At 55.6% G+C, this 23,341-nt stretch carries 23 protein-coding genes; 6 read left to right on the top strand and 17 right to left on the bottom strand.

Translation table 11 applies throughout. The features are described 5' to 3' along the window. Position 1 precedes the first annotated feature (1 nt). From RO22_RS00190 to RO22_RS00175, 5 genes are all read right to left on the bottom strand, one after another. The gene (locus RO22_RS00190) at positions 2 to 1,798 is read right to left on the bottom strand and encodes an ATP-binding protein (protein WP_041157243.1); all 1,797 of its coding nucleotides are present in this window, start codon (positions 1,796 to 1,798) and stop codon (positions 2 to 4) included. Next, positions 1,782 to 2,348 carry a hypothetical protein gene (locus RO22_RS24815; RefSeq protein ID WP_200890208.1) on the bottom strand — a complete coding sequence of 189 codons (567 nt, stop codon included), beginning with the start codon at positions 2,346 to 2,348 and terminating at the stop codon, positions 1,782 to 1,784. Before RO22_RS24815 ends, RO22_RS00190 begins: the two co-directional genes overlap by 17 nt. Next, on the bottom strand, positions 2,294 to 2,959 hold the full coding sequence (locus RO22_RS24810; RefSeq protein ID WP_200890207.1) for an SIR2 family protein: 666 nt from the start codon (positions 2,957 to 2,959) through the stop codon (positions 2,294 to 2,296). The genes RO22_RS24815 and RO22_RS24810 overlap by 55 nt, the downstream gene beginning before the upstream one ends. Before the next feature lie 670 nt (positions 2,960 to 3,629). After that, positions 3,630 to 3,947, bottom strand: coding sequence for an extracellular solute-binding protein (locus RO22_RS24925; RefSeq protein ID WP_235270463.1), 318 nt, complete (start codon positions 3,945 to 3,947; stop codon positions 3,630 to 3,632). Positions 3,948 to 4,356: 409 nt separating this feature from the next. Continuing rightward, on the bottom strand, positions 4,357 to 5,130 hold the full coding sequence (locus tag RO22_RS00175) for a UTRA domain-containing protein (RefSeq protein WP_084625212.1): 774 nt from the start codon (positions 5,128 to 5,130) through the stop codon (positions 4,357 to 4,359). A 269-nt stretch (positions 5,131 to 5,399) separates the two neighbouring features. Between RO22_RS00175 and RO22_RS00170 the strand changes: the two genes are divergently transcribed. From RO22_RS00170 to RO22_RS00150, 5 genes are read left to right on the top strand one after another with little or no spacing between them, the layout of a single operon-like run. Then, positions 5,400 to 6,479 carry an ABC transporter substrate-binding protein gene (locus RO22_RS00170; RefSeq protein WP_235270455.1) on the top strand — a complete coding sequence of 360 codons (1,080 nt, stop codon included), beginning with the start codon at positions 5,400 to 5,402 and terminating at the stop codon, positions 6,477 to 6,479. Positions 6,480 to 6,535: 56 nt separating this feature from the next. Further along, on the top strand, positions 6,536 to 7,360 hold the full coding sequence (locus tag RO22_RS00165) for an alkaline phosphatase family protein (protein WP_041157242.1): 825 nt from the start codon (positions 6,536 to 6,538) through the stop codon (positions 7,358 to 7,360). After that, positions 7,357 to 8,190, top strand: a complete 834-nt coding sequence (locus RO22_RS00160) for an ABC transporter permease (RefSeq protein WP_041157241.1) — start codon at positions 7,357 to 7,359, stop codon at positions 8,188 to 8,190. Before RO22_RS00165 ends, RO22_RS00160 begins: the two co-directional genes overlap by 4 nt. After that, positions 8,174 to 9,034, top strand: coding sequence for an ABC transporter permease (locus RO22_RS00155; RefSeq protein WP_230804982.1), 861 nt, complete (start codon positions 8,174 to 8,176; stop codon positions 9,032 to 9,034). Before RO22_RS00160 ends, RO22_RS00155 begins: the two co-directional genes overlap by 17 nt. Further along, the gene (locus tag RO22_RS00150; RefSeq protein WP_052475460.1) at positions 9,031 to 10,116 is read left to right on the top strand and encodes an ABC transporter ATP-binding protein; all 1,086 of its coding nucleotides are present in this window, start codon (positions 9,031 to 9,033) and stop codon (positions 10,114 to 10,116) included. The genes RO22_RS00155 and RO22_RS00150 overlap by 4 nt, the downstream gene beginning before the upstream one ends. 239 nt (positions 10,117 to 10,355) lie before the next feature. Here the strand turns inward: RO22_RS00150 and RO22_RS00145 are convergent, their stop codons facing one another. Both RO22_RS00145 and RO22_RS00140 read right to left on the bottom strand, forming a co-directional pair. Continuing rightward, positions 10,356 to 11,861, bottom strand: a complete 1,506-nt coding sequence (locus RO22_RS00145; protein WP_041157240.1) for a tripartite tricarboxylate transporter permease — start codon at positions 11,859 to 11,861, stop codon at positions 10,356 to 10,358. Between the two features lie 14 nt (positions 11,862 to 11,875). After that, positions 11,876 to 12,343: a tripartite tricarboxylate transporter TctB family protein gene (locus tag RO22_RS00140; protein WP_041157239.1), complete on the bottom strand. Its 468-nt coding sequence runs from the start codon at positions 12,341 to 12,343 to the stop codon at positions 11,876 to 11,878. On the opposite strand from RO22_RS00140, the gene RO22_RS25140 reads away from it, so the two are divergent. Further along, positions 12,342 to 12,476, top strand: a complete 135-nt coding sequence (locus RO22_RS25140; protein ID WP_255200324.1) for a hypothetical protein — start codon at positions 12,342 to 12,344, stop codon at positions 12,474 to 12,476. The two genes, RO22_RS00140 and RO22_RS25140, sit on opposite strands and share 2 nt — an antisense overlap. Positions 12,477 to 12,494: 18 nt before the next feature. On the opposite strand, the gene RO22_RS00135 is transcribed toward RO22_RS25140, so the two are convergent. The 10 genes from RO22_RS00135 to RO22_RS00090 all read right to left on the bottom strand — a co-directional run bounded on the left by RO22_RS00135 (position 12,495) and on the right by RO22_RS00090 (position 23,188). Further along, positions 12,495 to 13,451 carry a Bug family tripartite tricarboxylate transporter substrate binding protein gene (locus tag RO22_RS00135; protein WP_009286103.1) on the bottom strand — a complete coding sequence of 319 codons (957 nt, stop codon included), beginning with the start codon at positions 13,449 to 13,451 and terminating at the stop codon, positions 12,495 to 12,497. A 335-nt stretch (positions 13,452 to 13,786) separates the two neighbouring features. Then, positions 13,787 to 14,752 carry a Bug family tripartite tricarboxylate transporter substrate binding protein gene (locus tag RO22_RS00130; RefSeq protein WP_041157238.1) on the bottom strand — a complete coding sequence of 322 codons (966 nt, stop codon included), beginning with the start codon at positions 14,750 to 14,752 and terminating at the stop codon, positions 13,787 to 13,789. 66 nt (positions 14,753 to 14,818) lie between these two features. Then, positions 14,819 to 15,982 (bottom strand): amidohydrolase family protein, encoded by a 1,164-nt coding sequence (locus RO22_RS00125; RefSeq protein WP_202606161.1) that lies wholly within the window; start codon positions 15,980 to 15,982, stop codon positions 14,819 to 14,821. Next, positions 15,982 to 16,917, bottom strand: coding sequence for an SMP-30/gluconolactonase/LRE family protein (locus RO22_RS00120; RefSeq protein WP_041157237.1), 936 nt, complete (start codon positions 16,915 to 16,917; stop codon positions 15,982 to 15,984). Before RO22_RS00120 ends, RO22_RS00125 begins: the two co-directional genes overlap by 1 nt. Before the next feature lie 2 nt (positions 16,918 to 16,919). Further along, entirely contained in the window at positions 16,920 to 18,215 is a 1,296-nt protein-coding gene (locus RO22_RS00115) for a TRAP transporter large permease (RefSeq protein WP_041157236.1), read from the bottom strand. Next, positions 18,215 to 18,739, bottom strand: coding sequence for a TRAP transporter small permease (locus RO22_RS00110; protein ID WP_027957850.1), 525 nt, complete (start codon positions 18,737 to 18,739; stop codon positions 18,215 to 18,217). The genes RO22_RS00115 and RO22_RS00110 overlap by 1 nt, the downstream gene beginning before the upstream one ends. A 23-nt stretch (positions 18,740 to 18,762) precedes the next feature. Beyond that, positions 18,763 to 19,746 carry a TRAP transporter substrate-binding protein DctP gene (dctP, locus tag RO22_RS00105; RefSeq protein ID WP_200890205.1) on the bottom strand — a complete coding sequence of 328 codons (984 nt, stop codon included), beginning with the start codon at positions 19,744 to 19,746 and terminating at the stop codon, positions 18,763 to 18,765. Between the two features lie 482 nt (positions 19,747 to 20,228). Beyond that, positions 20,229 to 21,485, bottom strand: a complete 1,257-nt coding sequence (locus RO22_RS00100) for an MFS transporter (protein WP_027957848.1) — start codon at positions 21,483 to 21,485, stop codon at positions 20,229 to 20,231. A 2-nt stretch (positions 21,486 to 21,487) separates the two neighbouring features. Next, positions 21,488 to 22,168, bottom strand: a complete 681-nt coding sequence (locus RO22_RS00095) for an RraA family protein (protein ID WP_027957847.1) — start codon at positions 22,166 to 22,168, stop codon at positions 21,488 to 21,490. Positions 22,169 to 22,210: 42 nt separating this feature from the next. Then, on the bottom strand, positions 22,211 to 23,188 hold the full coding sequence (locus RO22_RS00090) for a hydroxyacid dehydrogenase (protein ID WP_235270453.1): 978 nt from the start codon (positions 23,186 to 23,188) through the stop codon (positions 22,211 to 22,213). Between the last annotated feature and the right edge of the window lie 153 nt (positions 23,189 to 23,341).

Raw genomic sequence — 23,341 nt, 5'->3', positions numbered from 1 at the left:
TTTAGTTTTCGTACTCAAATGGATTCTGATTTCGCCAAGCGACAACCAGTTGATCATATTCTTCTTCAGCTCTGACTTTTGCCCAGAGCGAAGCAACTTGGGGGTCAATGCTGTCAGGATACCTACCTCGAGAGGGTACTTTAAACCTGCATCTCATTGGTAACTTGGCGCTCTCTCCAGCGACGATAGCCTCCCCTGTGCGAAGCACTGGTAGACTATCAATCATTCCAGAAACACTTTCCGACATGGCCGACTTGACTCTACTCCGGTCTGTTTGGTTGTTAATTCTCAAAGCAAAAAATGTTCCACATTGTGACAATATCGTTTCATCAATTTCTGAAGGTCGTTGGCTTACTAACATAGTTCCAAGACCAAATTTTCTTCCCTCTTTTGCTATGCGTCGTACCATATTTTTAGCAAGCCCGGACGAATCACTTGATAGGTATCTGTGCGCCTCTTCTAAAACCAATAGCAAAGGTCTGCTTTTCATGCCTTCTTTTAGACGCCTCCCCCAGAGAGCGGCTTCAAATAATATATCTAACAGGGATCCTAAAAGAAGATCTAGCCTTGTTGACGGAATTCCTGACAAATCTAATATAGTGACTGGTTTTTCATGTCCAAGCCATGAATTCAACAATTCATCAAGATCAGACTCAATTTCGTTTTCTAAATTAGGCTCCCATTTATCAGGGGTTAATAGAAAAGAATATTGATGATCTAAAAGCCTAGCCCTAAATAAATCAAGACTTCTTTTTAATATACCCTCTCCTCCTTTGTATGGAGCTGTACTGCCAGATGCAGGAGGGTTAAACTTAGCGGCAATTAATTTATCTGGATCACCTTCGTCAGCAATGGAAGGGGTTTTTTTCTCTTTCTCACCCCATGTTACAGCATCCTCAAATGAAAGATCATGCCACAATTTTTTTAAGCTAAATGGAATTGGGGTGTGCGAGGTTACTCTATTTAAATCAATTTTTTTGAACTTAGCTATGTTGGAGTTTTTTTCGATAAATTTTATTTTTTCTTGATGAATACGATCAATGATTGAGTTTTTGCTTTTATCATTCACTTGGCCGCATAGGAAGTCCACTAAGCTATCGGGCGAAACACACCAATATGGTATAAGTAGCTTTTCTTCTTCTGCTCTTGGGCTTGTTGAAAACGTCTTCGCTATATCGCCTAAAGCTGAGGAGTACTCTCCATGAATGTCGATCAAGACGATTCTAGATGATGGGTAAATTACGTTGCCTTCTTCGTCGCATACAATTGATCGTAGAAGGCTTGATACACTTGTAGATTTTCCTGATCCAGTAGATCCCAATACGGCGGAATGTCGTGTTACAAGTTTTTCAAGATCTACGCTCACGTCAATACTATCTGAACTCGAAAGTTTTCCAATAACTATTTGCCCGCTATTTTTATTTCCATAAATAAGCTTTAAATCAGCATCAGTAACAATGTGAGCTTCATCATTAATGCTGGGAAACTGACCAATTCCTCGCTCGAACTCTTCTCCAATTAATTCTCCAACAAGCTCGACCTTTATCCATCTTCTTTTTATTTTTAGTAATACACTATCGTCATCCAACGATGATTCACTGGTCTCAGATATAACTCCATACAGGTTATTGTACCCCTGTGGGATTCGGACAAAGGAGCCAACTTGGCCCACTCGATGTGTTCTGCCTCCAATGATTAGAAGTCCAGATTTCAACTGAGGCGTCAATTCTATCACTACTGATGAACCGGTAACTGCACTAACGCTGCCTAAATATGTAGGTTTATTCACTAGCTTCATTGCCAGCCTCCCCAGCTTCTAGGGCGTATATTTTCTCACCACCTGATTTGGCTAAAAAATGTGTGAAACGTTTAAAGTCACCCAGGTTGAATCTACTATCTTTCCAATATTCTTGTCTTATTCTTCCCCAGTTTTTGACAGGTTCTTCGCCTAGTTTCCAAAAGGCTTTAACACCATTAATTACAGCTCCATCAGAGCAGTATACACTCAAGTTCGGTCTTTTCAGAGCGATGCTTACAGCGCTAGATTCCTCCTCTAGTGTTTTGTATTGCAGAGCTATTATTGCCGAGGAAGGATTTGCTGCCATACACTCCATTAGTTTTGAAGAAATATGTGCGTCGGCAAATGAAAATCCATTCGCTATTAATATTGAATCAGGTTCTAACATGAAGCTTTTTAAACGATCAAATAAAGAGGTGAAAGGAGCGGCTTGCGTTTGGTCATATTTAATATGAGAAGGGTAAACCATTGTTTGGCCATCGGTAGAAAAATCTCTTATAACATCGCCTCTCTTATTTTCAGCCCACCTATTGAACCATGAAGCTTCCATAACCGTATCCAATTTACGGGTAGATCATTATTGGAAATGCTTGACGGATCAAAAAAGGCTGATTTAGCCCCAACAAATCCGTCAAAATACGGAGTTCTGGCCCTTTCCATCGCCTCTTCAAATAATAGATCGTAGTTAGTAGTGAATATTTCAACAGGTTCTTTTCTTGTAATTCCATTGACCCAAGAAATAAGATCGGAGTAGGGGTTCTCTCCATCAGGCAAGCCAACGTCAACAGTGCTCTTAATAGAATCACAAATTGACTTTGAAAGAGACTTATATCCTTCACCGTTCAAACCACAAACTTCGGCCACACCAATGACTTCAGATAGCCCCCTTACTCTAGATAATACTAACTCAATATTAGGGCTGCTGACTTGCTGCTCCAAGCTTATGTAAGCATCTTTCTCTATTCCTTTTAGATTTTCACGGACTTGATTTGTAAGGCCTTCGATATTTGGAATCAGAGGCTTATAATTACCTGAATCACCTATGTTTATACTTACAGGAGCGCCAGCACCAATTAATAATCCAATCTTTTTCCTTCCGTTTGTGATTATCTGGCGAAAGTCAAGCATATACTGGTCTGGGTTGTGAACGGTCGTATCCATCTTTATTCCTGACGTTTTATGTATTAACCAGCTATATGCCCTTTCATTATTATCAATTAAAAAGTGGCGTTATTGCTTTTAGGTTGTTAGCTGTATACATGCTCAATATTTATGAAGCGGCAATTTTTCTTGCACCGATGCTTAACTTTTAAACTCCCGCGTTTAATTTAGCCTAGCACAAGCTGCTGAAGTAGGCTGAGGTTCGTCAGCTTTTATTTTCAACGTTCCTTCGTGGCCTGCTGATTAGGAGCCGTAACATTTTTTAGCTTTGGCGGCTGTGCAGCAGACGCAGTCTTGATTAGATGGGAGCTGGGGAGCAAACAAGAACCCCGCGTAAGCTCGTGAAAGCCAAGAGGCGGGGCATGTACTTATGGTCATCACGCTGTTAGCTGCCTGTGCCAGGGAAGCGGATCTGAAGAAGCTAAATGCTAGATCAAGCACCGGCCTTAAGCCGACATAAAATCATTCCAGCGCCTTACCAAATAGTTATGCTCATCCATGACGGTATTCCACACCGCGATGCGGCTCATTCTTGTCTGGTAGTCTCCGCCGTCGCGGATTTCGCCTCAATGAATCATATCAGAGCTGCCATCGGAGCCTGGTAGGCTCTTGGCGGCAGGTTTGCCGTCATACCAAAAGTTCCACTCCGCAGCGGAAAGGTGAGGGCGGGTCAGTTCTGGGCGGAAATGTAATAGCCTTGGCGGGCCATGACGGCGCCGGGCCATCCAGAGACCCACCAGTTGAGGTAGTCATAGGCAGCATCTAGCGTGCGTCCCTTCACATGCCGTGAGATTGACATGCCACCGTACCAGGCGCGGTAGCCCTCTGTTGGCGCTGCCATGCGCACCTTGATGTTGCGTTTTTTGAGATCCGTCATGGCGGGTGACCATAGGCTTTCGATGCCGACTCGGCCGCGAACCATATCTGAAGAGGCTTGATCCTGGTTGCTCCAGAAGGCGCGAAAGTGTTGCTGACGCTTGAGATTGATCAGGCAATCAATAAGGCTTTCGATCTCTGCCAGGCTGAGATTGCCCAGGTCTTCGAACTCGGCTAGTCCTACTGCTTTTATTATGCAGAATACTGCTCATTAATTCTTTCTGAAGCATATTTTGCGCACTAAACTGCTCATATTGGATATCTTGAGCACTATTCTGCGCACAGGTGGCGCTTGAAACTGACAGTACAGATTCATTTTGATAAGGCTTGGCACGATGCGGGTTAATTGCCGTTACCTGCCCCCGAATATTGGACGCGAGGTTCGTTGGCTTGCGCACTCTTGATACTCGGCTCAAGCGCTGGGGGCTGTTATGAAAAAACACGCTGCTGATGATCGTGAAGCGGCGTTGGTGACGCTGTTGAAACGCTTTTATGCGGGCGAGCTCACCGATGGGCAGTTGTTACGTACCCTGCGGCGCCGCCGACACAGTGAGTTCAATCGCATCATGGCGCCAAAGTTCATCATCATAATCGATGGCTCGGCCATTCTGGTCGTAGTTGATGCGAGTGACGCGCTGAGCAGGCCCTCCTGAGGCCGCGCGCAGTGCCTCAGCAGCACGACTATGCAGTACCGTGGAGCAGAGTTCGAAGCTGACACGGCTGATGCGTATACCGTAGTGGCTGCGATAGAGCTCGGTGAGTGAGCAGGTCACGAGGTCGTGCTCGAGAATCCCGGGGAAGCAGTCCGCGCGTAGGTAGTGTTCGACATATAGCACGGGGCGCCCATCGATACGGCGTGCCCGGATGATGTGGAAAACCGGTGCTCCTTCCAGGATACCCAGGCGGGCTGCGACCTTGGGTTGGGCGGGGCACTCGGTGGCTTTGAGTACCTCGGTTTCCGGGCAGCGCTGCTGGGACGCTACCATTTCCTTGAACGGCAGAGAGGCGAGTAAGTCGTAGCGAAGACGAGGCGGGGAGACGAACCAGCCGCGGCGGCTCTCCCGATAGATGCGACCTTCGGCTTCCAGTTGCATCAACGCCTCACGCAGTGTGATGCGTGTGGTTGAGAAGCGCTCCATCATCTGCCGTTCGGAGGGTAGGCGCCCAGTGGCAGAGGGGGCCTCCTCGGCCAGCATGCCCAGTAGCGCCTGCTGAAGGCGGCTGGTCGGTGGCGTCAGGCGGGGTAAAGCGTTATCCGCGCTAAATGGCGTGGCATGTGGCAGCGTAGTGGTCAAAGGAAGCTCGCTTCTGGTCTAGTTCAGACTGCTTAAGCTCGCACGCAGTCGTCTGCAGGTTATTTTAGCGAAGGTATCATGTCAGGGCGATGACATGTCTAATCTATAACCGCCAATTTTAGCAGCAATTTCCGCTATTGTAAGGACATGTGAATGTCATTCAAGCGACATGCCTTTGTCATTTCCACCCCCTAGTATGCCTTTTGTCAGCCGTTACTGAACTAGACCAGATGGCGGCATCACCCTGACTAACCGAATGAGGCCATACTGTGAATCCGACACGCTCGTCGCTGCTGCAACTGACGCTAACCGCCGCGCTCGGAACGGCGCTTCTCGCCAGCCAAGCCCAAGCGGATACCGACCTGTCCGAACTGATCGCCGCTGCCCAGGAGGAGGGGCGCGTCGACAGCGTCGGCATGCCGGACTCCTGGGCCAACTGGAAAGACACCTGGGCCGATTTGCACGAACAGTATGGTTTGGAGCACATGGATACCGACATGAGCTCCGCCGAGGAAATTGCCAAGTTCAAGGCCGAGGGTGAAAATGCCACCGTTGACATCGGTGACGTGGGCATCAGCTTTGGCCCCATCGCCGTGACAGAAGGCGTGACTCAACCCTACAAGCCGACGACCTGGGAAGAGATTCCCGATTGGGCCAAGGATGAGGACGGCCACTGGGTATTGGGCTATACCGGCACTATTGCCTTTATGATCAACAAGCAGCTAGTGCCGGAGGAAGAGCGGCCGCGCACCTTTGCTGACTTGGTCGAGGGCGACTACAGCGTAGCGCTGGGTGCCGTAGGGCAAGCGGCGCAGGCTAACAGCTCTGTGCTCGCCGCCGCCTATGCCAACGGAGGTGATGAAAATAACCTGCAGCCAGGGCTGGAGCTATTTGCCGAACTGGCCCGTCAGGGGCGGTTGTCACTGGCGGATCCCAGCATCGCCAACCTTGAGAAGGGCGAAGTCGAGGTTGCGCTGATGTGGGACTTCAACGCGCTGAACTACCGTGATCAGATCAACCGTGATGCCTTCGATGTGGTCATTCCTGCCGATGCCTCGGTGACTTCTGGCTACGCCACCATCATCAACAAGCACGCCCCGCATCCAAACGCGGCCAAGCTGGCTCGCGAGTTCATCCTCTCCGACGAAGGGCAGTTCAACCTGGCGGAGGGGTATGCCCGCCCGATTCGCGCCGAGCACCTGACCCTCCCCGACGAGATCGCCGCCAAACTGCTGCCCAATGAGCAGTACGCCAATGCCCGCGCGGTAGACGATTTCGACGCCTGGGAAATGAGCGCCCGGCAGCTGCCGAGCCAGTGGCAGTCCCAGGTGCTGATCCATCAGCAGTAACCGCCTCCTCTTCCCGACTGATTGCCGCCTCCCCGGGAGGCGGCAAGGAGCATGTTATGTCTCACCGCGTCATTCTCGTGGTGCTCGATGGCCTTAACCATGCCGTGGGGCGGCACGCAATGGGTCACCTGCATGCCCTCTGTGAAGCGGGCCGTGGCAGCTTCCACGCGCTTAACTGCGAGCTGCCAGCCATGTCCCGCCCCCTCTATGAGTGTTTGCTGACCGGCGACCGTCCTGTGGACTCTGGGGTGGTACATAACCAGGTGGTGCGCCGATCAACGGGCACCAGCCTGTTCGATCTGGCGGTTCGCCAAGGGCGGCGTACCGCTGCGGCGGCCTATCACTGGGTCAGCGAGCTCTATCTTGAGGCTCCCTTTGTGCCTGCCCGCCACCGTTTCCACCAGAATGCGGAGAGCGCGATCCAGTCTGGCCTCTTCTACTGGCAGGATCACTACCCTGACGATCACCTGTTCAGCGACGCCGAAGCGCTGCGCCGGCTCAACGCCCCTGACTTTCTGCTGGTGCACAGCATGAATGTCGATGATGCCGGCCATCGCCATGGCGGCGAGGCGCCCCAGTACCGCAACGCCGCACGTCGGGCCGATAGCGCCCTGGCAGACTATTTGCCGCAGTGGCTGGCTGAGGGCTACCAGGTGATGGTGACCGCCGACCACGGCATGAACGCCGACGGTTCTCACTCGGGCCTGCTGGAGGAGGAGCGCCGGGTGCCACTATGGCTATTTGGCGAGGCATTTGCTCATGCGCCGGTGGCATCGCTGCAGCAGCCAAGGCTGTGCGGTACCTTGGCCACCTTGCTGGGCCTGGAGCATGACAAACCCTATCACGCCGAGCTGCTGGCCGAGGGGAGGGCGGCGTCGTGAAGCGTCTACTGCCCGCCTGGCTATGGCTGGTACCCTTTGCGCTGGTATTCGTGGCCTTCCAACTGGCGCCGCTCGGCTGGATCGCCATCAGTGCCTTCCACGTCGAGGGCGCCTGGGGGCTCGGCCACTTCAGGGAAATCGCGGGTTCGACCTTCTTTCGTCAGGCCATTGGGCGCAGCCTGGAGATTTCACTGATTTCGAGCCTTCTGGGGCTGATCATCGCCACCCTGGCGTGCCACAGCCTGACCCGCACCAGCGGTCCGCTGCGGCGCTGGATGATCGCCTTCACCAATATGACCAGCAACTTTGCCGGTGTACCGCTGGCCTTCGCGTTCATCATCCTGATGGGCGCCAACGGGGTGTTGACCATAGCCCTTCAGCGTCTAGGGCTGATCGATAGCTTCTCGCTCTATTCGCGCAACGGCCTGATCGTGATCTACACCTGGTTCCAGATTCCCTTGGGCATACTGCTGCTGTTTCCTGCTTTTGAGGGATTGCGGGCAGAGTGGCGGGACGCTGCTAGTCTGCTGGGCGCCGGGCGCATCGCCTACTGGCGCCATATCGGTCTGCCGATCCTCCGGCCGGCACTGGCGGGGACGCTGACGATTCTGATCGCCAACGCCATGGGCGCCTATGCCACCGTCTATGCACTGGTCAATACCAGCTACAACCTCATGACTATCCGTATCGCCAATCTGGTCTCGGGGGATCTCTTCCTGCAGCCCAATCTGGCCAGCGCACTGGCGCTGGTTCTGGTCGGGTTACTGGCAATGGTCACCCTGATTCAGCAGTGGATAGTGCGCAGGAGCCATTATGTCGCAGAACGCTGATCTCACCCTATCCCGACCAGGGGAGTCGCCACTGCCAGCACTTCGCCTTGCCTGGCCGTCGCCCTATGCACTGGTGGTGTGGGGTGTGTTCACGCTACTGGCGCTGCCGCTGCTCGCCACCCTGGGGTATGCGTTGGCGTCCAGCTGGGGGGCCACCCTCCTGCCTGATGGGGTGACCCTGAAGTGGTTTTGGGAGCTATGGAGTACACCGCGCTTTCAGTGGGCCTTCGCCCGCTCACTGCTGGTCACTCTAGGTGCGCTGGCGCTGAGTTTGGTGCTGGTGGTGCCGGTAGCTTTCCTGGCGCATACCCGCTACCCACGGCTGGATGCCTGGATGAGTGGCCTTATCCTGGTGCCCTTTGCAGTGCCTCCTGTGGTCTCCTCGGTAGGACTGCTGCAACTCTACGCTGGCGGCCCGCTGCCACTGGTGGGCACCCCCTGGATTCTGATGTTTACCTACGTGACGATCGCGCTGCCCTTCGTCTACCGGGCCATTGCCAACAGCCTGCGCACCATCGATGTAAGGTCACTGATGGAAGCCGCGCAATTGCTGGGGGCAACGCCCTTCAAGGCCTTCTTCCTGGTCATTCTTCCCAACATCCGCGTGGGAGTGCAGGTCGCCGTGTTCCTGTCCTTCTCCTTCCTGATCGGCGAGTTCGTCTTCGCCAACATGCTGGTAGGCACGCGCTTCGAGACCCTGCAGGTGTATCTCAACAATATGCGTGGCTCCAGCGGCCACTTCACCAGCGCATTGGTGATAACACTCTTCTTGTTCACCCTGCTGCTGACCTGGTTGGGGAATCGTCAGGCCGGTCACGCCATTACCAAGGGGGCCAACCCATGACGACCCTAAGCGGTGCTCCGGTAGCCAACGACAGCACCCTGGCCTCTGGCTATCTCCATCTCGAGGGGTTGGCCAAGCGTTTCGGCACTACCCAGGTGTTTTCTCACATCAATGCGGTGATAGCCAAGGGGGAGTTCGTCACGCTGCTGGGGCCCTCCGGCTGCGGAAAATCGACCCTGTTGCGATCTATTGCCGGGTTGAATCGGCTGGATGAGGGGCGAATCGTGGTGGATGGCGAAGAGATCACCGCACTTCCGCCCCAGCAGCGTGGTGTTGGCATGGTCTTCCAGCATTATGCGCTGTTTCCCAATATGCGGGTGACCGACAACGTCGCCTTCGGCCTGCGTATGCAGAAGGTGCCGCATGAGGAGCGCCGCCGCCGGGTGGATGAAGTACTGCGTCTGGTAGAGCTCAATGGGCATGCTGACAAGTTTCCCCACCAGCTCTCCGGCGGGCAGTGCCAGCGCGTGGCTTTAGCCAGAGCGTTGGTGGTTGAGCCACGTATCCTATTGATGGATGAGCCGCTCTCAGCGCTCGATGCCCGCATCCGCGGCCATCTGCGCCAGCAGCTGCGCGATATCCAGCAGACACTGGGGTTGACGACCCTGTTTGTGACCCACGACCAGGAAGAGGCATTGGTGATGTCTGATCGTATCTTCCTAATGCATGACGGGCACATCCTGCAGCAGGGAAGCGCCGAAGAGCTCTATACACGGCCCAGGGACTACCACGCGGCGGGCTTTATGGGGCACTACAACATATTGCTCGGCGATCAGGCCCGTCCGCTGTTAGGAGAGGGTTTCGACTCAGCACGCGTGGCGCTGCGGCCAGAGGCCCTTTACCTCCAGCCGCTGGCAGACGGAGCAATAGGCGTGGAGCGCCCGACTCGCCCTGGCCCAGAGTGCCCTGGCGTCATTCGCCGCTGCCAACTGCTCGGCAACATCGTGCGTTATTCGGTGGAGTGCGCCGGGGTGATGCTCTGTGTCGATACGCTCAACCGCGGTAGCCGGCATCTGCTGACGGAAGGCAGCCAAGTAGGGGTAGTGGTGGACCTCGATGAGGTTCAAGCGTTCGTAGAGTAATTAGGCCCCGTTTATCATGTGCCTTTATCAGTGGCGCTCTAAAGCATAGCGGTGGCAAGGCATATCGTAACGATAGCCAGCGCCGGCAGAAGAGAACGCCCGCTGAAGTGCCAGTAGTCGAAGCGAATGAAGGGCTGACATCCCCTTGGTCACCGGGGGCAAACAACAGAAGAAGCGCGGCAGGGGCGCCGCGCTTTCATGCCATATCAGACCGGAGGGCATAAATTATTAACGGGGTACTATGCCGTCGACTGACTCTTCTTACGGCGGGACAGTCGTGAAAAGAGTGGCGTAAGAATGACAAGAAGAATCATGGCAATAAGCACCTTCGACGTTGTATTCGCTGCCAAGGCTGTCCAATCGCCGCCACCAATACGCAGAGCCAGACGCAAGTTCTGCTCGGCGAAGCCACCGAGAATTAGGCCCAGCACGACTGGGGGCAATGGGAACTTCAGTTTGTCCATAAAGTAGCCGATAAAACCGAAGCCCAGCATCAAGTAAACGTCGAACATCCGGCCATTGATCGAGTAGACCCCCACTAGAACCAGGGTGATGATGAAAGCGCCAAGCAGTGGACGCGGCAGACGCAGAACCTGTGCAAAGCTGTTGGTGGCCAGGGCGCCGCCAAGTACGATCAGCAAGATGGCGGCGAACAGGAACTGCCACATGAAGCCGAACACAATGCCGGGGTTGTCACGGAAGAGCATCGGGCCAGGTTGCAGACCGTGGATCATCAGGCCACCGAGCATCACTGCAGCCACCGCGGTACCGGGGATGCCGAGCGTCAAGGCGGGAATCAGTGCTGAGGCGGTATCGGCGTTGTTGGCGGTCTCGGAGGCCGCTACGCCCTCGGGTTCGCCCTTGCCCCAGTCTTCGGGATTACTGGATGCGCGACGTGCTTCGTTGTAGCTGAGAAAGGCCGCCATTGATCCGCCAGCGCCCGGCAGGATGCCGACGAACACGCCGATCACCGAAGAGCGCAGCCAAGTCTTCCAGAATCTCAGCATGCTCGGAAAGGCCTTCCAGAGGCTCGTCGTATTGAGCTTTTTGGCCGTGGAGGTGTCGACATCCACGACTTCCTCCAGGAGGGCGATTGCCGGCGGTATGGCGTAGAGCCCGACGAGTAGCACCACGATGTTGATGCCGTCGAGTAACTCCAGGTGGCCGAAGGTGTAGCGGTCATATCCGGAGATAGAGTCTAGCCCGACCAGCGAGACAAAAACGCCGAAACAGGCGCTCAACAAGCCCTTGAGGACGTCTCCGCCGAGCAGGAAGACGATGGCCGAGAGGCCGAAGACGGCGACCCAGAAAACCTCGGAGGGGCCAAACAGCAGTGTTACCTTGGCCAGCGGCGGGGCCAATAGCATGAGCACGATAGCCGAGACGATGCCTCCGATGGCGGATGACACCACTGAGACCTGAAGCGCATAGCCGCCCCTGCCTTGCTGGGCCATTGGGTAGCCGTCGAAGCTGGTGGCTACGGCGGCGGGGGTGCCGGGAATGCGCAGCAGCACCGCGGGAATAGCACCACCGTACATGGCGCCGTTATAGATACCGGCCATCATGCCAAGTGCTACCAGTGGATCCATGCCGAAGGTGAAGGGAATCAGTACCGAGATTGCCATGGTGGCGCTGAGCCCGGGCAAGGCACCAATACAGATGCCCGTTATGACGCCGAGCACGACAGCGGCGAAATTGCCGAGAGACAGCACCGCTGGGAGTGCATCAATCAAACTTCCATACATGTGTCAGCCCTCTTTCAGCGTATAAAGAGTTCAGTGGGGAGATCCTGACCCATCAGCAAGGCGAAAATTATTGCCAAGCCGCCGGTGAATATCAGATCCGCCAGCAGCAACCGCTTGATATCCCGATAGCCGAAGCTCCACGCCACCAAAGGCACCATAACCGCGGTGGTTGTGTAAAAGCCGATCAAGCTCACGCTGGCCACGTAGAGCCCAATGGCCACGACAATGCCGAGAAAGCGCGGCAAATTCTCGAATATTTGGTGCCGTGGGGCTTTAAAGCGCTCGCTTCGCGTGGCGAAGAAAACCCGTAAAATCATTAATACAGAGAGCCCGATTAGCGTGCTCAGCATTGTTATCGGCAGCAGGGAGCTCATGGTCGGCATGTCGGGTGTGCGTAACAGAAGAAACCCTGCGACAACAATGATGGCGATACCGGTGATGAGGTCGGGATGAGGCCCTTGCCCTGAAGTGGTCTGTTTCATGTTCTATTCTCTGGCTGGCTTGCTCGTAGAGCGTCTACCACCAAGCGAGTCGAGCGACATGGTGGAGGTGACGTTTTATCCTGTTACGGGGCGTGACGAAGGGGGGCTTGCCATGGTTGGCCGGGTTGATTGAACACCCCGGCCAATCAATTTATTTCCAGGGTGAGGATTCCCAAACACGCTCGGCCAGTTCAAGCTGCTCTGCGTTAAGTGCTTGAAAATCATCTCCTGTCGTCAGACTGATAGGATTCCCAGATTTGAGCATAGCCTCTTGGAATTTTGGATCCTCGTACGTCTTCTCGAAGGCACTAATCAGGCTGGCCTCGACCTCTTCCGGCAGGCCGGAGGGGGCAATAAACCCACGCAGCGAACCGTTGACAAGATCGTAGCCTTGCTCGGTAAAGGTCGGCACACCTTCCAGTAGTTCAGAACGTTCGTTGGTGGCAATGCCCAGCACATTGAGCTCGTCACGGAAGTTGACCACCTCCGATAAGTTGATGATCCCCATTGCGACATGACCGCCCATGAGAGCACTACGCGCCGGCGCGGAGCCTGAGAAGGGAACGATGGTATATTCAGCGTCGGTCTCCTCGGAGAGCCGAATAAGGAAGAAATGATCATCGCCGCCGAGGCTTGACATGCTGACGGTGATGGCACCATCACGTTCCTGGGCTGCAGCGACCAGTTTTTCCATGCTGTCGATGTCGCTGCTCTTAGGTGTGACGATCACGTTGGGATCGTCTACCACGTTGGCCAGGTAGGTGAAGCTATCGGCGTCGTAGTCGGCGTCGCGGTCAAGGGTGCGGGCCATCATGCCGGGCAGGTTGTAGGTGCCGATAGTGTAGCCATCGGGATCGGCCTGGGCCGTGGCGGTGACGCCGATCTGGCCGCTGGCACCGGGCATATTCTTTACTACGACGGTAGCGTCGTCGCCAAGATACTGCTCAAGGAAGGGCGCAACGGTGCGGGCCATGACGTCGGTTCCACCACCTGCAGCATAGCCGACGATCAGGTCTATCTTTTTCTCTGGATAGTCGGCGAGGGCCTGAGTCGAGGTAATGCTAGCGAGGCAGAGAGTGGCGGCGATGGTTGAAAACTTTGTGATCATGTTGTTGTACTCCCGTTTACATTCACGGATGGTCTAAAAGGCAAAGCCTGTCTAGTGCAGTGAACAGTACAGAATTACTTGATAAAAGCGAATAATGTTTAACTGTGTGGTAAGTTTTTCTGTATCTATGGAAAGGATAGGCGATAAAGCCCATGTCATCGGGGTTGGCCGCTAATACCATGACGAACGGCCAGTAAAGGCTTACGACTATGGTCGGGGGGAGTGGGAGTAATTCAGTGTGACTATGTATTGAGTGAGGCTGGTGCGCCGGAGGGATGAAATAGAGATAAACCGGCGCGGGACAGCAGTGCCTCGCGTCGGTCTGTTAAATAAGATTACTTCCAGGGCGTCTCTTCCCAGGTGCGCCGCGTCAACTCATCCTGGGCCTCGGCCAGGGCTCGATAGTCTTCCCCATAGATGACGCTCAGCGGGTTGCCCTGCTGTGCCATGTCGGAGCTAAAGTTGATGTCCTCGGCCACATCCTCAAGGGCGCCCAGCAGAGCAGAGCGGATGTCAACCGGTAGGTTGGCCGGTGCCGCCAAGCCGCGGAACGAGCCCATTTCGATATCGAAGCCGAGCTCCTTCGCCGTCGGCACGTTGGTGGCTTGTTCCAGGCGCTTGTCAGCCAGCACGGCCAGTACGCGTAGCTCATCTTCAAAGCCCACCGTCTGGCTATATGCCATGGTGCCCATGGCCACGTGCCCGCCCATCAGTGCGCTGCGCGCCTGGGCTGCGCCATTAAACGGTACGTAGTTTAGTTCAATGTCGGCCGCCTCGGCGAACTGGATAGCGGAGAAATGGTCGTTGCCGCCTAGCGAGGACAGGCCCACCGGCATCTTGCCTTGGACGTCCCTGGCGTACGCGATCAGGTCTTCCACCGAGGCGATGTCAGAGTCTTTCGGCACCACTAGGGTATTAGGGTCGGAGACGAAGTTGGCCAGCCAGGTGAAGCTGTCCACGTCGTAGTCAGCCTCGCGGTCATAGGTCAGCGCCAGGGCAGCTGGCAGATTCATGGTGCCAATCGTGTAGCCGTCTGGACTGGCCGAGGCTAGCGCCGAAAATCCGATCTGGCCGCCCGCGCCAGGCATGTTCTTAACCACCACCGTGGCGCCGTCGCCCAACTGCTCCTCCAGATACTTGGCGACTGTGCGGGCCATGACGTCCGTGCCGCCCCCGGCGGAGTAGCCGACCACCAAGTTGATCGGTTTGTCGGGATAGTCGGCTTGAGCGAGGCTGGTGCCGACCAGGAGGGAAGTCGACGCGACAGCGGCGAGGGACAAGCTTAAAAAACGTTGTTTCATGTTGGCGTACTCCGATCTTGTTGTTGAACTTGCGGGCATGGCTCATTAACGGCGCGGTTAGTTAGGTCATGAACCGGCGGGTAGCCGGTAGACCCGTGTAGCCGTGTCGTGAAACACGGCGTTGCGTTCCTCCTGGCTCCAGGAGGCGGTGAGTCGGTGATAGGCATTCCACAGCACGCCGTAGGAGATACTGCCCTTATCGACAGGAAAGTTGCTCTCCAACATGCAGCGCGATGGTGTAAAGCGCTCAATGCAGGCGTCCACGTCGGGGGCGATGGCATCGGCAAGGTGCTGTGAGTTCGGTGGCGTCTTTCCTGTGTTGAAGCTGAAGCCCATGATCGGCATGCCAAAGCCGCCGATCTTGAGCATCACATTGGGGAGTTCGGCCAGTCGCGCCAAACCGTCGCGCCAGGCCTGGCGATGGATCGAGTTATGGTCACTATGAGGACTGGGATAGGATCCGACGCCCAGAGGCCCTCCAGCATGGTCGAGAACGATGGTCAGCTCGGGCAGGCGGCGGGCCAAGGTTGCTACCTCGTCGAGCTGGGTTTGGTAGGCCCATATATCCAACGACAGGCCGAGGCGGGACAGCTGCCGTGCTGCCTCGACGAAGGGCTTGCTGACCATCAGCCCCTCCGGTGCTGGCACGGGGTTGGAACGAACGGTGGGGTCGGGATGCGCCGCGACGGGCATGCGCACACCGCGAAAGTGCCCGCCGCCAGCCTCCATCAGCGCCTCGAGCACCGGCGCGACGCTAGCACCCATCAGTAGGTCGGCATAGCCAACGATGGCCGTTGCCACGTCGGTGGGCCCGTAGTGGCCGCTACGCGACTGGGCGGAGAGGCCGCGAACGAACTCGATCTCACCGACGGATCGATAGGCCTCGGGGCCGCTCGCGCGATACATCGTCCGGCACTGGATGTAGATCGAGGCAGTCACCCAATGGCCACTGTCGCCGATGTCGTCGGTGAACTCCTCAAGCAGATAGCGAAAGCCTCGGCGATCCCAAAGGTGGTGATGGGCATCGACGATCTTCTGATCCGGAGCCAGCGAGGGCTCCCGAACCTGGGTGAGCCAGTCCGGCCGCGGCGGCGGGTTCGGTGAGTCTACGACGGGGCGTCGGCGCCAGGGTCGCTCGTTGGCGGCATCGTCACTGTCTTGGTGATTCCGCTGGGTCGTGGAACAGGAGGCAAGGAAGCTGTCGTAGGGCTGCGGCTTCGTCGTCAGCATCACATACCCCAGCCGGAAGCCATGGGAAAGCCGCCGACGGGCAGCTCAGCGCGCAGAATAGTGCCGGTGTCAGACTCGGTGATGAAGAGTGTACGGCCTTCCGGCCCGCCGAAGGCGCAGTTGGTGGTGCCGAGCCCACGAGGGGATCTCACCACGGCGATTGGCACACCGAGCGCATCGTGTACCCAAACCAGTCCCATGCCGGTCTGACAGACCACCACGCCACCATCCTTGGTAAGCGCCAGACCGTCCGGGCCCGCACGGCCGCCGGAAAACTGCAGGAATAGCCCCGCTTTTACCACGCGTCCGCTGTCCGAGATCGGCAGACGCCAGACAGCATTGGCTCGGGTTACCGCCACATAGAGTGCATGGCCAGCCTTATCGAGCACCAGCCCGTTGGGGCTCGGCACTTTGTCGATAAGGCAGTCCAGCCGACCGCTGTCCGGGTGCCAGCGGTAGACACGGCCAGAGGGGTCCTGCAAGCCGGTTTGGCCCTGATCGGTGAAGTACAGCGAGCCGTCGGGGCCGAAGTGCAGGTCGTTGCAGCCCTTGAAGCCCTCGGTGTCAGCATCGCCCAGCGCGGTGGTCACTTCGCCGGTGTTCGGATTCAACTGCATGATGCCGTTACGAAAATCGGCAATGTAGATGTGCCCGCCCGTATTGATCTTCAGGCCGTTGGGTTGGCCTTCGTACTCGGTGATCTGCTCGACGGCGCCGTTAGGTGAGACGCGAAAGACACGACCGAAGGGAATATCAACGAACCACAGGTTGCCCTCAAGATCGAAGGATGGGCCCTCAATGAAGCTGTCGACCACCGCCCCGCGCCGGTTGCGATCCGCCCAGTAAGAGCGTTGGTCGGATCTTCTCAGTGACGTCGGCAGTGTGGTGAAAACCTCGGCCTCAATCAGTATCGGGTCGGGATGGGGGAATGCCATGTTCAACCTCCAAAGGTCGTGGTTGGGAGCCACAGGGCGATGTCGGGGAACCAGATCAGCAGAACAAGGAAGGCCAGGATGATCAGGAAGAAGGGCAGCACACCCATGACGACGTCTTCGACTTTAACGGTGGGATCCGAACTGGCGACCACGAACAGGATGATGCCCAGTGGCGGCGTCAGTTGGCCGAGCTCGACCAGGATGACTACGAACACGCCAAACCACACTGGGTCGATGTTCATCGCCATCAGCACTGGAAAAATGACCGGCACAATGATCGAGATCATGCCTAGACCTTCCATAAAGCAGCCGAGGATGGCGAAGGTGACCAGCAAGATCATTAGAAAAACGAACGGCGACATGTCCGCCTCGGACACCCAGCTAACCAGATCCTCGCCGACGCCGGATAGCGCAGTGGCGTAGGCGAAAATCATCGAAATGAAGACGATGAACAGCACGTTGCCGCTCATCACCAGGGTACGTGAGATGGCTTTGCGTAATATGCTCAAGCTGAGCCTGCGGTAGGCGGCAGCGATCACTACTGCCCCAACTACGCCAACAGCACCGGCCTCGGTAGGCGTAGCGATGCCCGAATAGATACTGCCCAGTACGAAGCTGATCAATATCATGAATGGCACGACATCCAGCGCCGCCTTCAGGTAATCGGAAAGCCGCAACTGGGTGGTGTCGCGTGGCACCAGCGAGGGGTTGAGTAGCGAGCGCGCGGCAATAAACAGGCTATAGCAGCCAGCCAGCAGGATACCGGGCACCAGCCCGGCCGCGAACAGCTTGGCGATGGAGGTTTCGGTGAAGGTGGCGTAGATGATCATGGTGATCGAGGGTGGAATCAATATGCCCAGGGTGCCACCGGCGGCCAGTGAGCCTGCGATGATACGCTTCTGGTAGCCCCGTGCGGATAGGGCTGGCAGGGCTACAGTCGACATGGCTGCGGCTGTGGGAGCGCTGCCGCCAGCGACGGCGGCGAAGATGCCGCTGCCTATGATGTTGGTATGTAGCAGTCCGCCCGGCAGGCGGCGCATGAAGGGTGCGATGCCGTTATAGAGACGGCCACTCAGGCCGCTGCCGAGTAGGATTTCCGCCATCAAGATGAACAGCGGAATGGCGGCTAGGGTGAAGCTGTTGGATGCCCCCCAGCTAACCATTCCAAGGGCATTCCAGCCAGCAAATCCCTTCATCAGCCAAAGATACCCAAGGGCCGCGGCTCCTACAGCGAAATGCACCCAAAGACCGCCGAGGATCAGTAGCAGCAAGACGGAAAAGGCAATGATTGCATCCATCAGCGTTGTCCTCCGATGCCTAGTTGCAGCAAGGCACGCTCTAACAGGAAAAGGGTCATCACGGACAGGCCCACAGGCAGCAGCATCTGCGGGATCCAAAGCGGTGTCATCAGAGCGGTGGGCGCCACGTTGCCGCGTGCGAACGAACTCATGACGAGCAGGGAGGAGTGCCAGGCGAGCACACCGCAGATGCCCATGGCTAGCGCGACGTACACCAGACCAAGCACCTGTCTGACCCGAGGCGGCAAGGTTTCGTATATAAAACCGACCTGAAACAATGCATTGTTCCTGATTGCTAGGCTAGCGCCGAACAGAGTGGTGGCGATAACCAAGTAGCCGGAGAGCTCCTCCACTACATGTAGGGAACTGTTGAAAAGCAACCGTGATCCGATCTCGGCGACGACCAATACCGTTAGCGTTATTAGCCCAGCGCTAGCGAGAATGCGCACAATAGCGGAGAGTACGTCAAAGATGGGGCCGGCGGAGGCCGGCCCTTTTCTTGTTTCATGTTGGGAGGCAGACATGTTGAGATCCTCTGAAAGATCAATTACTTGCCGAGCGCTGTGAGCACATCCTGCAGTGCCTGTTCATGCTCAGGACCGGCTTCACTGGCCCATTCCTGCCAGAAGGGGGCGAGGGCTTCCTGGGCCTTGACGATCTCTGCGTCACTTGCTTCAACAATGGTCATGCCAGCGTCCCCCTGAGATTCCTTTTGGGCCTGCTCGTCTAGAAGGAAGGCCTCGGTGATGTTAGAAGCCTCCTCTCTGATGATGGTGGCGAAGGTTTCGCGATCGGCTTCGTTCAGGGACTCGTAGGCGTTGGTATTGGCGATAATGGCGCTATAGGCGTAGTTCACCGGTAATCGGTAGTTGTAGTCGAGGAACTCGTGCCAGTTTTTTGCACCGCCCGCACTGGCTGTTAGCACACCATCAATTACGCCGCGCTCCAGGGCAGTTGGAACCTCGGAGCCGGATAGGGTGATCGGTGAGCCCCCGAAGGCCTCGACGAAGGCACCCTGCTCGGGCGAGGTCACGCGGATCTTATGACTTTCGAGATCGTCGAGGGAGTCGATCTCGAACGAGGTGAAAATGACTTGTTGAGGGTAGCGATAAGCGCCCAGAAAGGTAACATCCTGCTCGGCGAAGCCTTGCGTGAGATAGGGAGACATGGCCGCGTAGGCTTTATCCCACTCCTCATCGTTCTGGATCAGCATTGGCAGATTGAGGATACGCGCGATGGGCACATTGCCGGAAAAAAACAGATCAGCCGAGAAATCGATAAAGCCATTACCGACCGCCTGGGTAATATCGCTGGAGGCAATCTGCAGTGTTTTTCCCAAATGCAGCGTGATCGACAGGTCTTCGGTTTCAGCTTCAGTACGGTCTATGATGCGCTGCATTCCCTTTACTGCCGCGGTAGTGGAAACCGACGAATAGGTGTAGCCGGTCCAATCAGCGGCTTGAGCAGCACCTGTCGTGGCTATACCCATGATGAGTAGGCTAGTTACCAAAGAGGGCTTGAAGGCTTTCATATCGATACCTCATTAATCGTTGTTATGTCTCTACCGTTCGAGGAACTGGCGGTACAGCGCATGTTGTTAGATGTTGATCTATGATCGAAAAGACGCGAACCACGGGCATCTAAGCTATTGGTAAGCGTGTTTCTAGCAGAAGTGGAACATGAAAAGACTTTCTGTATAAAGCGCGTTTTTCTTGAAGAAGTATGAAGAATTTCTTTATTAAAAATTCGTGTTTTTACAGACTTGTATATGCCGCTTTAGTGGTAGTTTATTGGCATGGCGTAGCAAAAAGATGCAAACGTACCTGAGGCGATATCAACCTATACGACTGCATCGGGGGGGAGACAATCTTGGAACGGGGAGCGCGCCGAATCGAACTCCGCTAATCTGTATCAAAAGAGGAAAATGATGAGGTTTTACAGATTATCTAGTAACCCATAATAGTAACGTATCTATGAACGTTATTGATTTGAAGTCTTCTGCAGATTCAAGGGCTATGAGTCACTCAGCTTTTTTCGATCCTTGTTTAGAGCCACTAGCAGCACAAGCAACATTGCTACTATTGGTAGGCTGCTCAAGCCGAAGATGACGCGGTTGGATGTATTCTCGGCGATTAGTCCGGCTACCATAGCCCCCATCGCTGGTAGGCCTCGAAAGATCATTGTATAGAGTGACAGCACTTTTCCTCTCACCGACTCTGGCACCTGTGTCTGCAGAACAACTTGCGTACACACACCATTGGCCAGGATGGCTCCTGACAAACAGGCGAGGGTTAATAATCCTGCCCATAACACATGGCTAATCAGAAATAATCCGCATGCCAATATTGCCGATAGTCCGAAGCCTATGGCCAGTGAGAGAGGAGAGCCTTTTGTTAGTAAGAAGGAGGTCATCAACCCACCGCCTATCGCACCGAGCCCTTGAGCTGATGTCATCAAAGAGAAGGCCTTTGCTCTTGCTGCTTCTCCAATAACGACCTGACCGGCAAAAGCCGGTAATAATTCGAAAATAGGCCTATAACATAGCGCTAGAAGGGCGAAGAACAGCAGCAAGAGCTTGTGATGTCCAGTCAGTGCATGTATTACCGCTGACCATGTTGAGTGGCTGAGTTTGCCTTCCGTCGACCCTTCCAGTCCCTCAGACCCTCGCCTTTGGTTAGTATTTTCTGATTGGGAAAGCCGCGCTAGTATCAGTGCAAAGAGCAAATAGCTAATTGTGTTAAATAAGAAGACCGACCAAAGTGCTTCCAGCGTTAGCGCCATGCCGGCGGCGGCTGGACCTAACATCCGCGCAAGGTTAAACACCATGGAGTTGATCGTTATCGCTCCAGGCACATCTTCTTTAGGGACGATGCTACCGACAACGACCATACGCGTTGGATGATCGAATCCGTTCAGGATGCCAGTTAATCCAGCCACGATTAGCAACATTGTCGGGCTGACAAGCTCGGCCATTATGGCAATCAGCATAATGCAAGGCGGCGCTATTGAGAGAAGCTGCAGCCACAGGGCTAGGCGAATTTTGTCTTGTCTATCGACCAATGTGCCTGCAAAGGGAGCCACGACCATTGATGGCAGCAGGTCCGCCATTGCCATTAACCCTAGCATGAAGCTCGACTGTGTCATCTCCCAGGCGAGCCATAGTAGCACCACACGTTGCGCCCAGGTGCCAACAGCCGAAGCCGCGTTACCCGCCAAGTACGCGCGAAGCCGAGCGTTTGCCAGCGGGGCGGCGGCTTTGGGCAGGTGCAAACTCAGCCTCGCAGGAGGCTGCAGCCCGTCGTTTCCAAAGCCTTATCAACCCAGGTGCGGTCGTTCTCGCCAGTATGTATGGCGACCATTTGCTTCTCTTCGGAGGCCTGTTTCGCTTGGGCGGCTTTTAGCACTGTCTCGGCATCAGCGTAGGGAACGGCCAGCACGCCATCGGCGTCACCCAGAATTAGGTCGCCCGGCTCAATAACCATCCCGCCAAGGTTGATCGGAGTATTGATCTCACCTGGCCCGTTTTTGTATGGGCCGCGATGCGTGACGCCCACGGCGAAGGTCGGCAGGTTGGTATCGCGAAAGCCGTCCAGGTCGCGCAGCGCACCGTTGAGCACGAAACCCGCAACGCCTTTCTTGACCGCGTAAGCCAGCATTAACTCACCCATCAGGGCATTGGTGGTGTCCCCTCCGGCATCGCAGACGATGACGTCACCGGGCTGGGCCATGTCGATGGCCTTGTGCAGCATCAGGTTATCACCGGGGCGCGTACGAACAGTAAGGGCGACCCCGGCTAAATTGCCAGCGCGATGCATCGGGCGAAGGTCTGGGCCACCGGCGAAGACGCGGGACATGCTATCGCTGACCACCGCTACGGGCAGTACTGCGAACGCCTTAACGAGGTCGTCGTCGACACGGCGCTGGCGCTGAAGAACTCTATTTCCGACTGTCATGGCATTACTCCGTCATGTGACTCAACATTAAAGATGGTGCGTTCAGGCTAGGGTGTTGACCAAGCGGGCTTTCGGTAGGGTTTCTCCAGCGAGGAAGTCCACGATACCGCTTACCGCCAGTTCGCCGACGCGCTTGCCAGCTTCTTTGGTGACGCCTGCGATATGGGGCGTGAGAATGACTCGCTCAGACGCGGCCAGAGCGTTCACGTCCAATGGCGGCTCCTGTTCGAAAGTGTCTAGTCCTGCGCCTGCGATATGCCCACTCTCTAGGGCGGCAAGCAGGGCCGCCTCGTCGATCAGACCACCCCGAGAAGTATTGATGACGTAGCTGTCGGCCGGCATCAGGGCGAGCATCGCGGCGTTAAGCATGTGCGTATTGCTTTCGGTAAGGGGGCAGTGCAGGCTGACGATGTCCGATTGGCGGAGCAGGTCCTCGATGCGTTCGGCGCGGCGTGCGCCCATAGCTTTGATGGCGTCCACCGAGGCATAGGGGTCGTAGACGAGCACGTCGAGACCCATGCCTTTCACCAGCTTCGCTACGGCGGCAGCGATGGCGCCGCCACCCACTAGACCTAAACGCATGCCGGATAATTCTCGACCGAGGAATCCCGCCTTTTCCCAGCGTCCTGCCCGCATGCCTGCATCCAGTGGCAGCAAACGTTTGATCGTCGAGAACATTAGAGCAACCGTGTGTTCCGCAACAGAAACTGCATTGCCACCTGCCGCCCGGATGACTTGGATACCATGTTGGGTTGCTGCATCGATGTCGATATTGTCGACGCCTGCGCCATGCTTGGAGATAACGCGCAGCGATTTCCCTGCTGCGACAGCACCGGCACCAAATTGCCCCATTCGAGACACGACCCCAACCGGGTCGTACTGTTTGAGGAAGTCAGCGAGTACCTCCTCAGATGGATAGGGGGGTGTGTGAACAAGGGTATAGCCAGCGTCTTCGGCCATTTGCTTTGCAGTGGGGGCAAGGTCGGGGCCTGTTATTAGAATCAAAGGTTGTAGTGCCAAATCAGATCCTCCCTGTTGTAACGAGGGCAGCCGGACACTGATCGGCGTAGCATCACAGGCGACTGCTTTCGAATTGATTTTTAGAATACAGGAAGATTTTTTATACAAAAGCGAATAAAATTTGCCTTTATGTTAAGCATTTCTTCATTTAAG

The sequence above is a fragment of the Halomonas sp. KHS3 genome, from assembly GCF_000830495.1.
GTDB lineage: Bacteria > Pseudomonadota > Gammaproteobacteria > Pseudomonadales > Halomonadaceae > Vreelandella > Vreelandella titanicae.
The sequence above is the reverse complement of the archived record's forward strand: the minus strand, read 5'-3'. Positions and strand labels throughout refer to the sequence as shown.

Coding starts and splice junctions, on each gene's coding strand:
- RO22_RS00120 (WP_041157237.1), bottom strand. CDS start 16,917: ATGGCATTCCCCCATCCCGACCCGATACTGATTGAGGCCGAGGTTTTC.
- dctP (WP_200890205.1), bottom strand. CDS start 19,746: ATGAAAGCCTTCAAGCCCTCTTTGGTAACTAGCCTACTCATCATGGGT.
- RO22_RS00150 (WP_052475460.1), top strand. CDS start 9,031: ATGACGACCCTAAGCGGTGCTCCGGTAGCCAACGACAGCACCCTGGCC.
- RO22_RS24815 (WP_200890208.1), bottom strand. CDS start 2,348: ATGGAAGCTTCATGGTTCAATAGGTGGGCTGAAAATAAGAGAGGCGAT.
- RO22_RS00125 (WP_202606161.1), bottom strand. CDS start 15,982: ATGCTGACGACGAAGCCGCAGCCCTACGACAGCTTCCTTGCCTCCTGT.
- RO22_RS00145 (WP_041157240.1), bottom strand. CDS start 11,861: ATGTATGGAAGTTTGATTGATGCACTCCCAGCGGTGCTGTCTCTCGGC.
- RO22_RS00135 (WP_009286103.1), bottom strand. CDS start 13,451: ATGATCACAAAGTTTTCAACCATCGCCGCCACTCTCTGCCTCGCTAGC.
- RO22_RS00110 (WP_027957850.1), bottom strand. CDS start 18,739: ATGTCTGCCTCCCAACATGAAACAAGAAAAGGGCCGGCCTCCGCCGGC.
- RO22_RS00190 (WP_041157243.1), bottom strand. CDS start 1,798: ATGAAGCTAGTGAATAAACCTACATATTTAGGCAGCGTTAGTGCAGTT.
- RO22_RS00115 (WP_041157236.1), bottom strand. CDS start 18,215: ATGGATGCAATCATTGCCTTTTCCGTCTTGCTGCTACTGATCCTCGGC.
- RO22_RS00130 (WP_041157238.1), bottom strand. CDS start 14,752: ATGAAACAACGTTTTTTAAGCTTGTCCCTCGCCGCTGTCGCGTCGACT.
- RO22_RS00155 (WP_230804982.1), top strand. CDS start 8,174: ATGTCGCAGAACGCTGATCTCACCCTATCCCGACCAGGGGAGTCGCCA.
- RO22_RS24810 (WP_200890207.1), bottom strand. CDS start 2,959: ATGGATACGACCGTTCACAACCCAGACCAGTATATGCTTGACTTTCGC.
- RO22_RS00140 (WP_041157239.1), bottom strand. CDS start 12,343: ATGAAACAGACCACTTCAGGGCAAGGGCCTCATCCCGACCTCATCACC.
- RO22_RS25140 (WP_255200324.1), top strand. CDS start 12,342: ATGTTCTATTCTCTGGCTGGCTTGCTCGTAGAGCGTCTACCACCAAGC.
- RO22_RS00095 (WP_027957847.1), bottom strand. CDS start 22,168: ATGACAGTCGGAAATAGAGTTCTTCAGCGCCAGCGCCGTGTCGACGAC.
- RO22_RS00165 (WP_041157242.1), top strand. CDS start 6,536: ATGTCTCACCGCGTCATTCTCGTGGTGCTCGATGGCCTTAACCATGCC.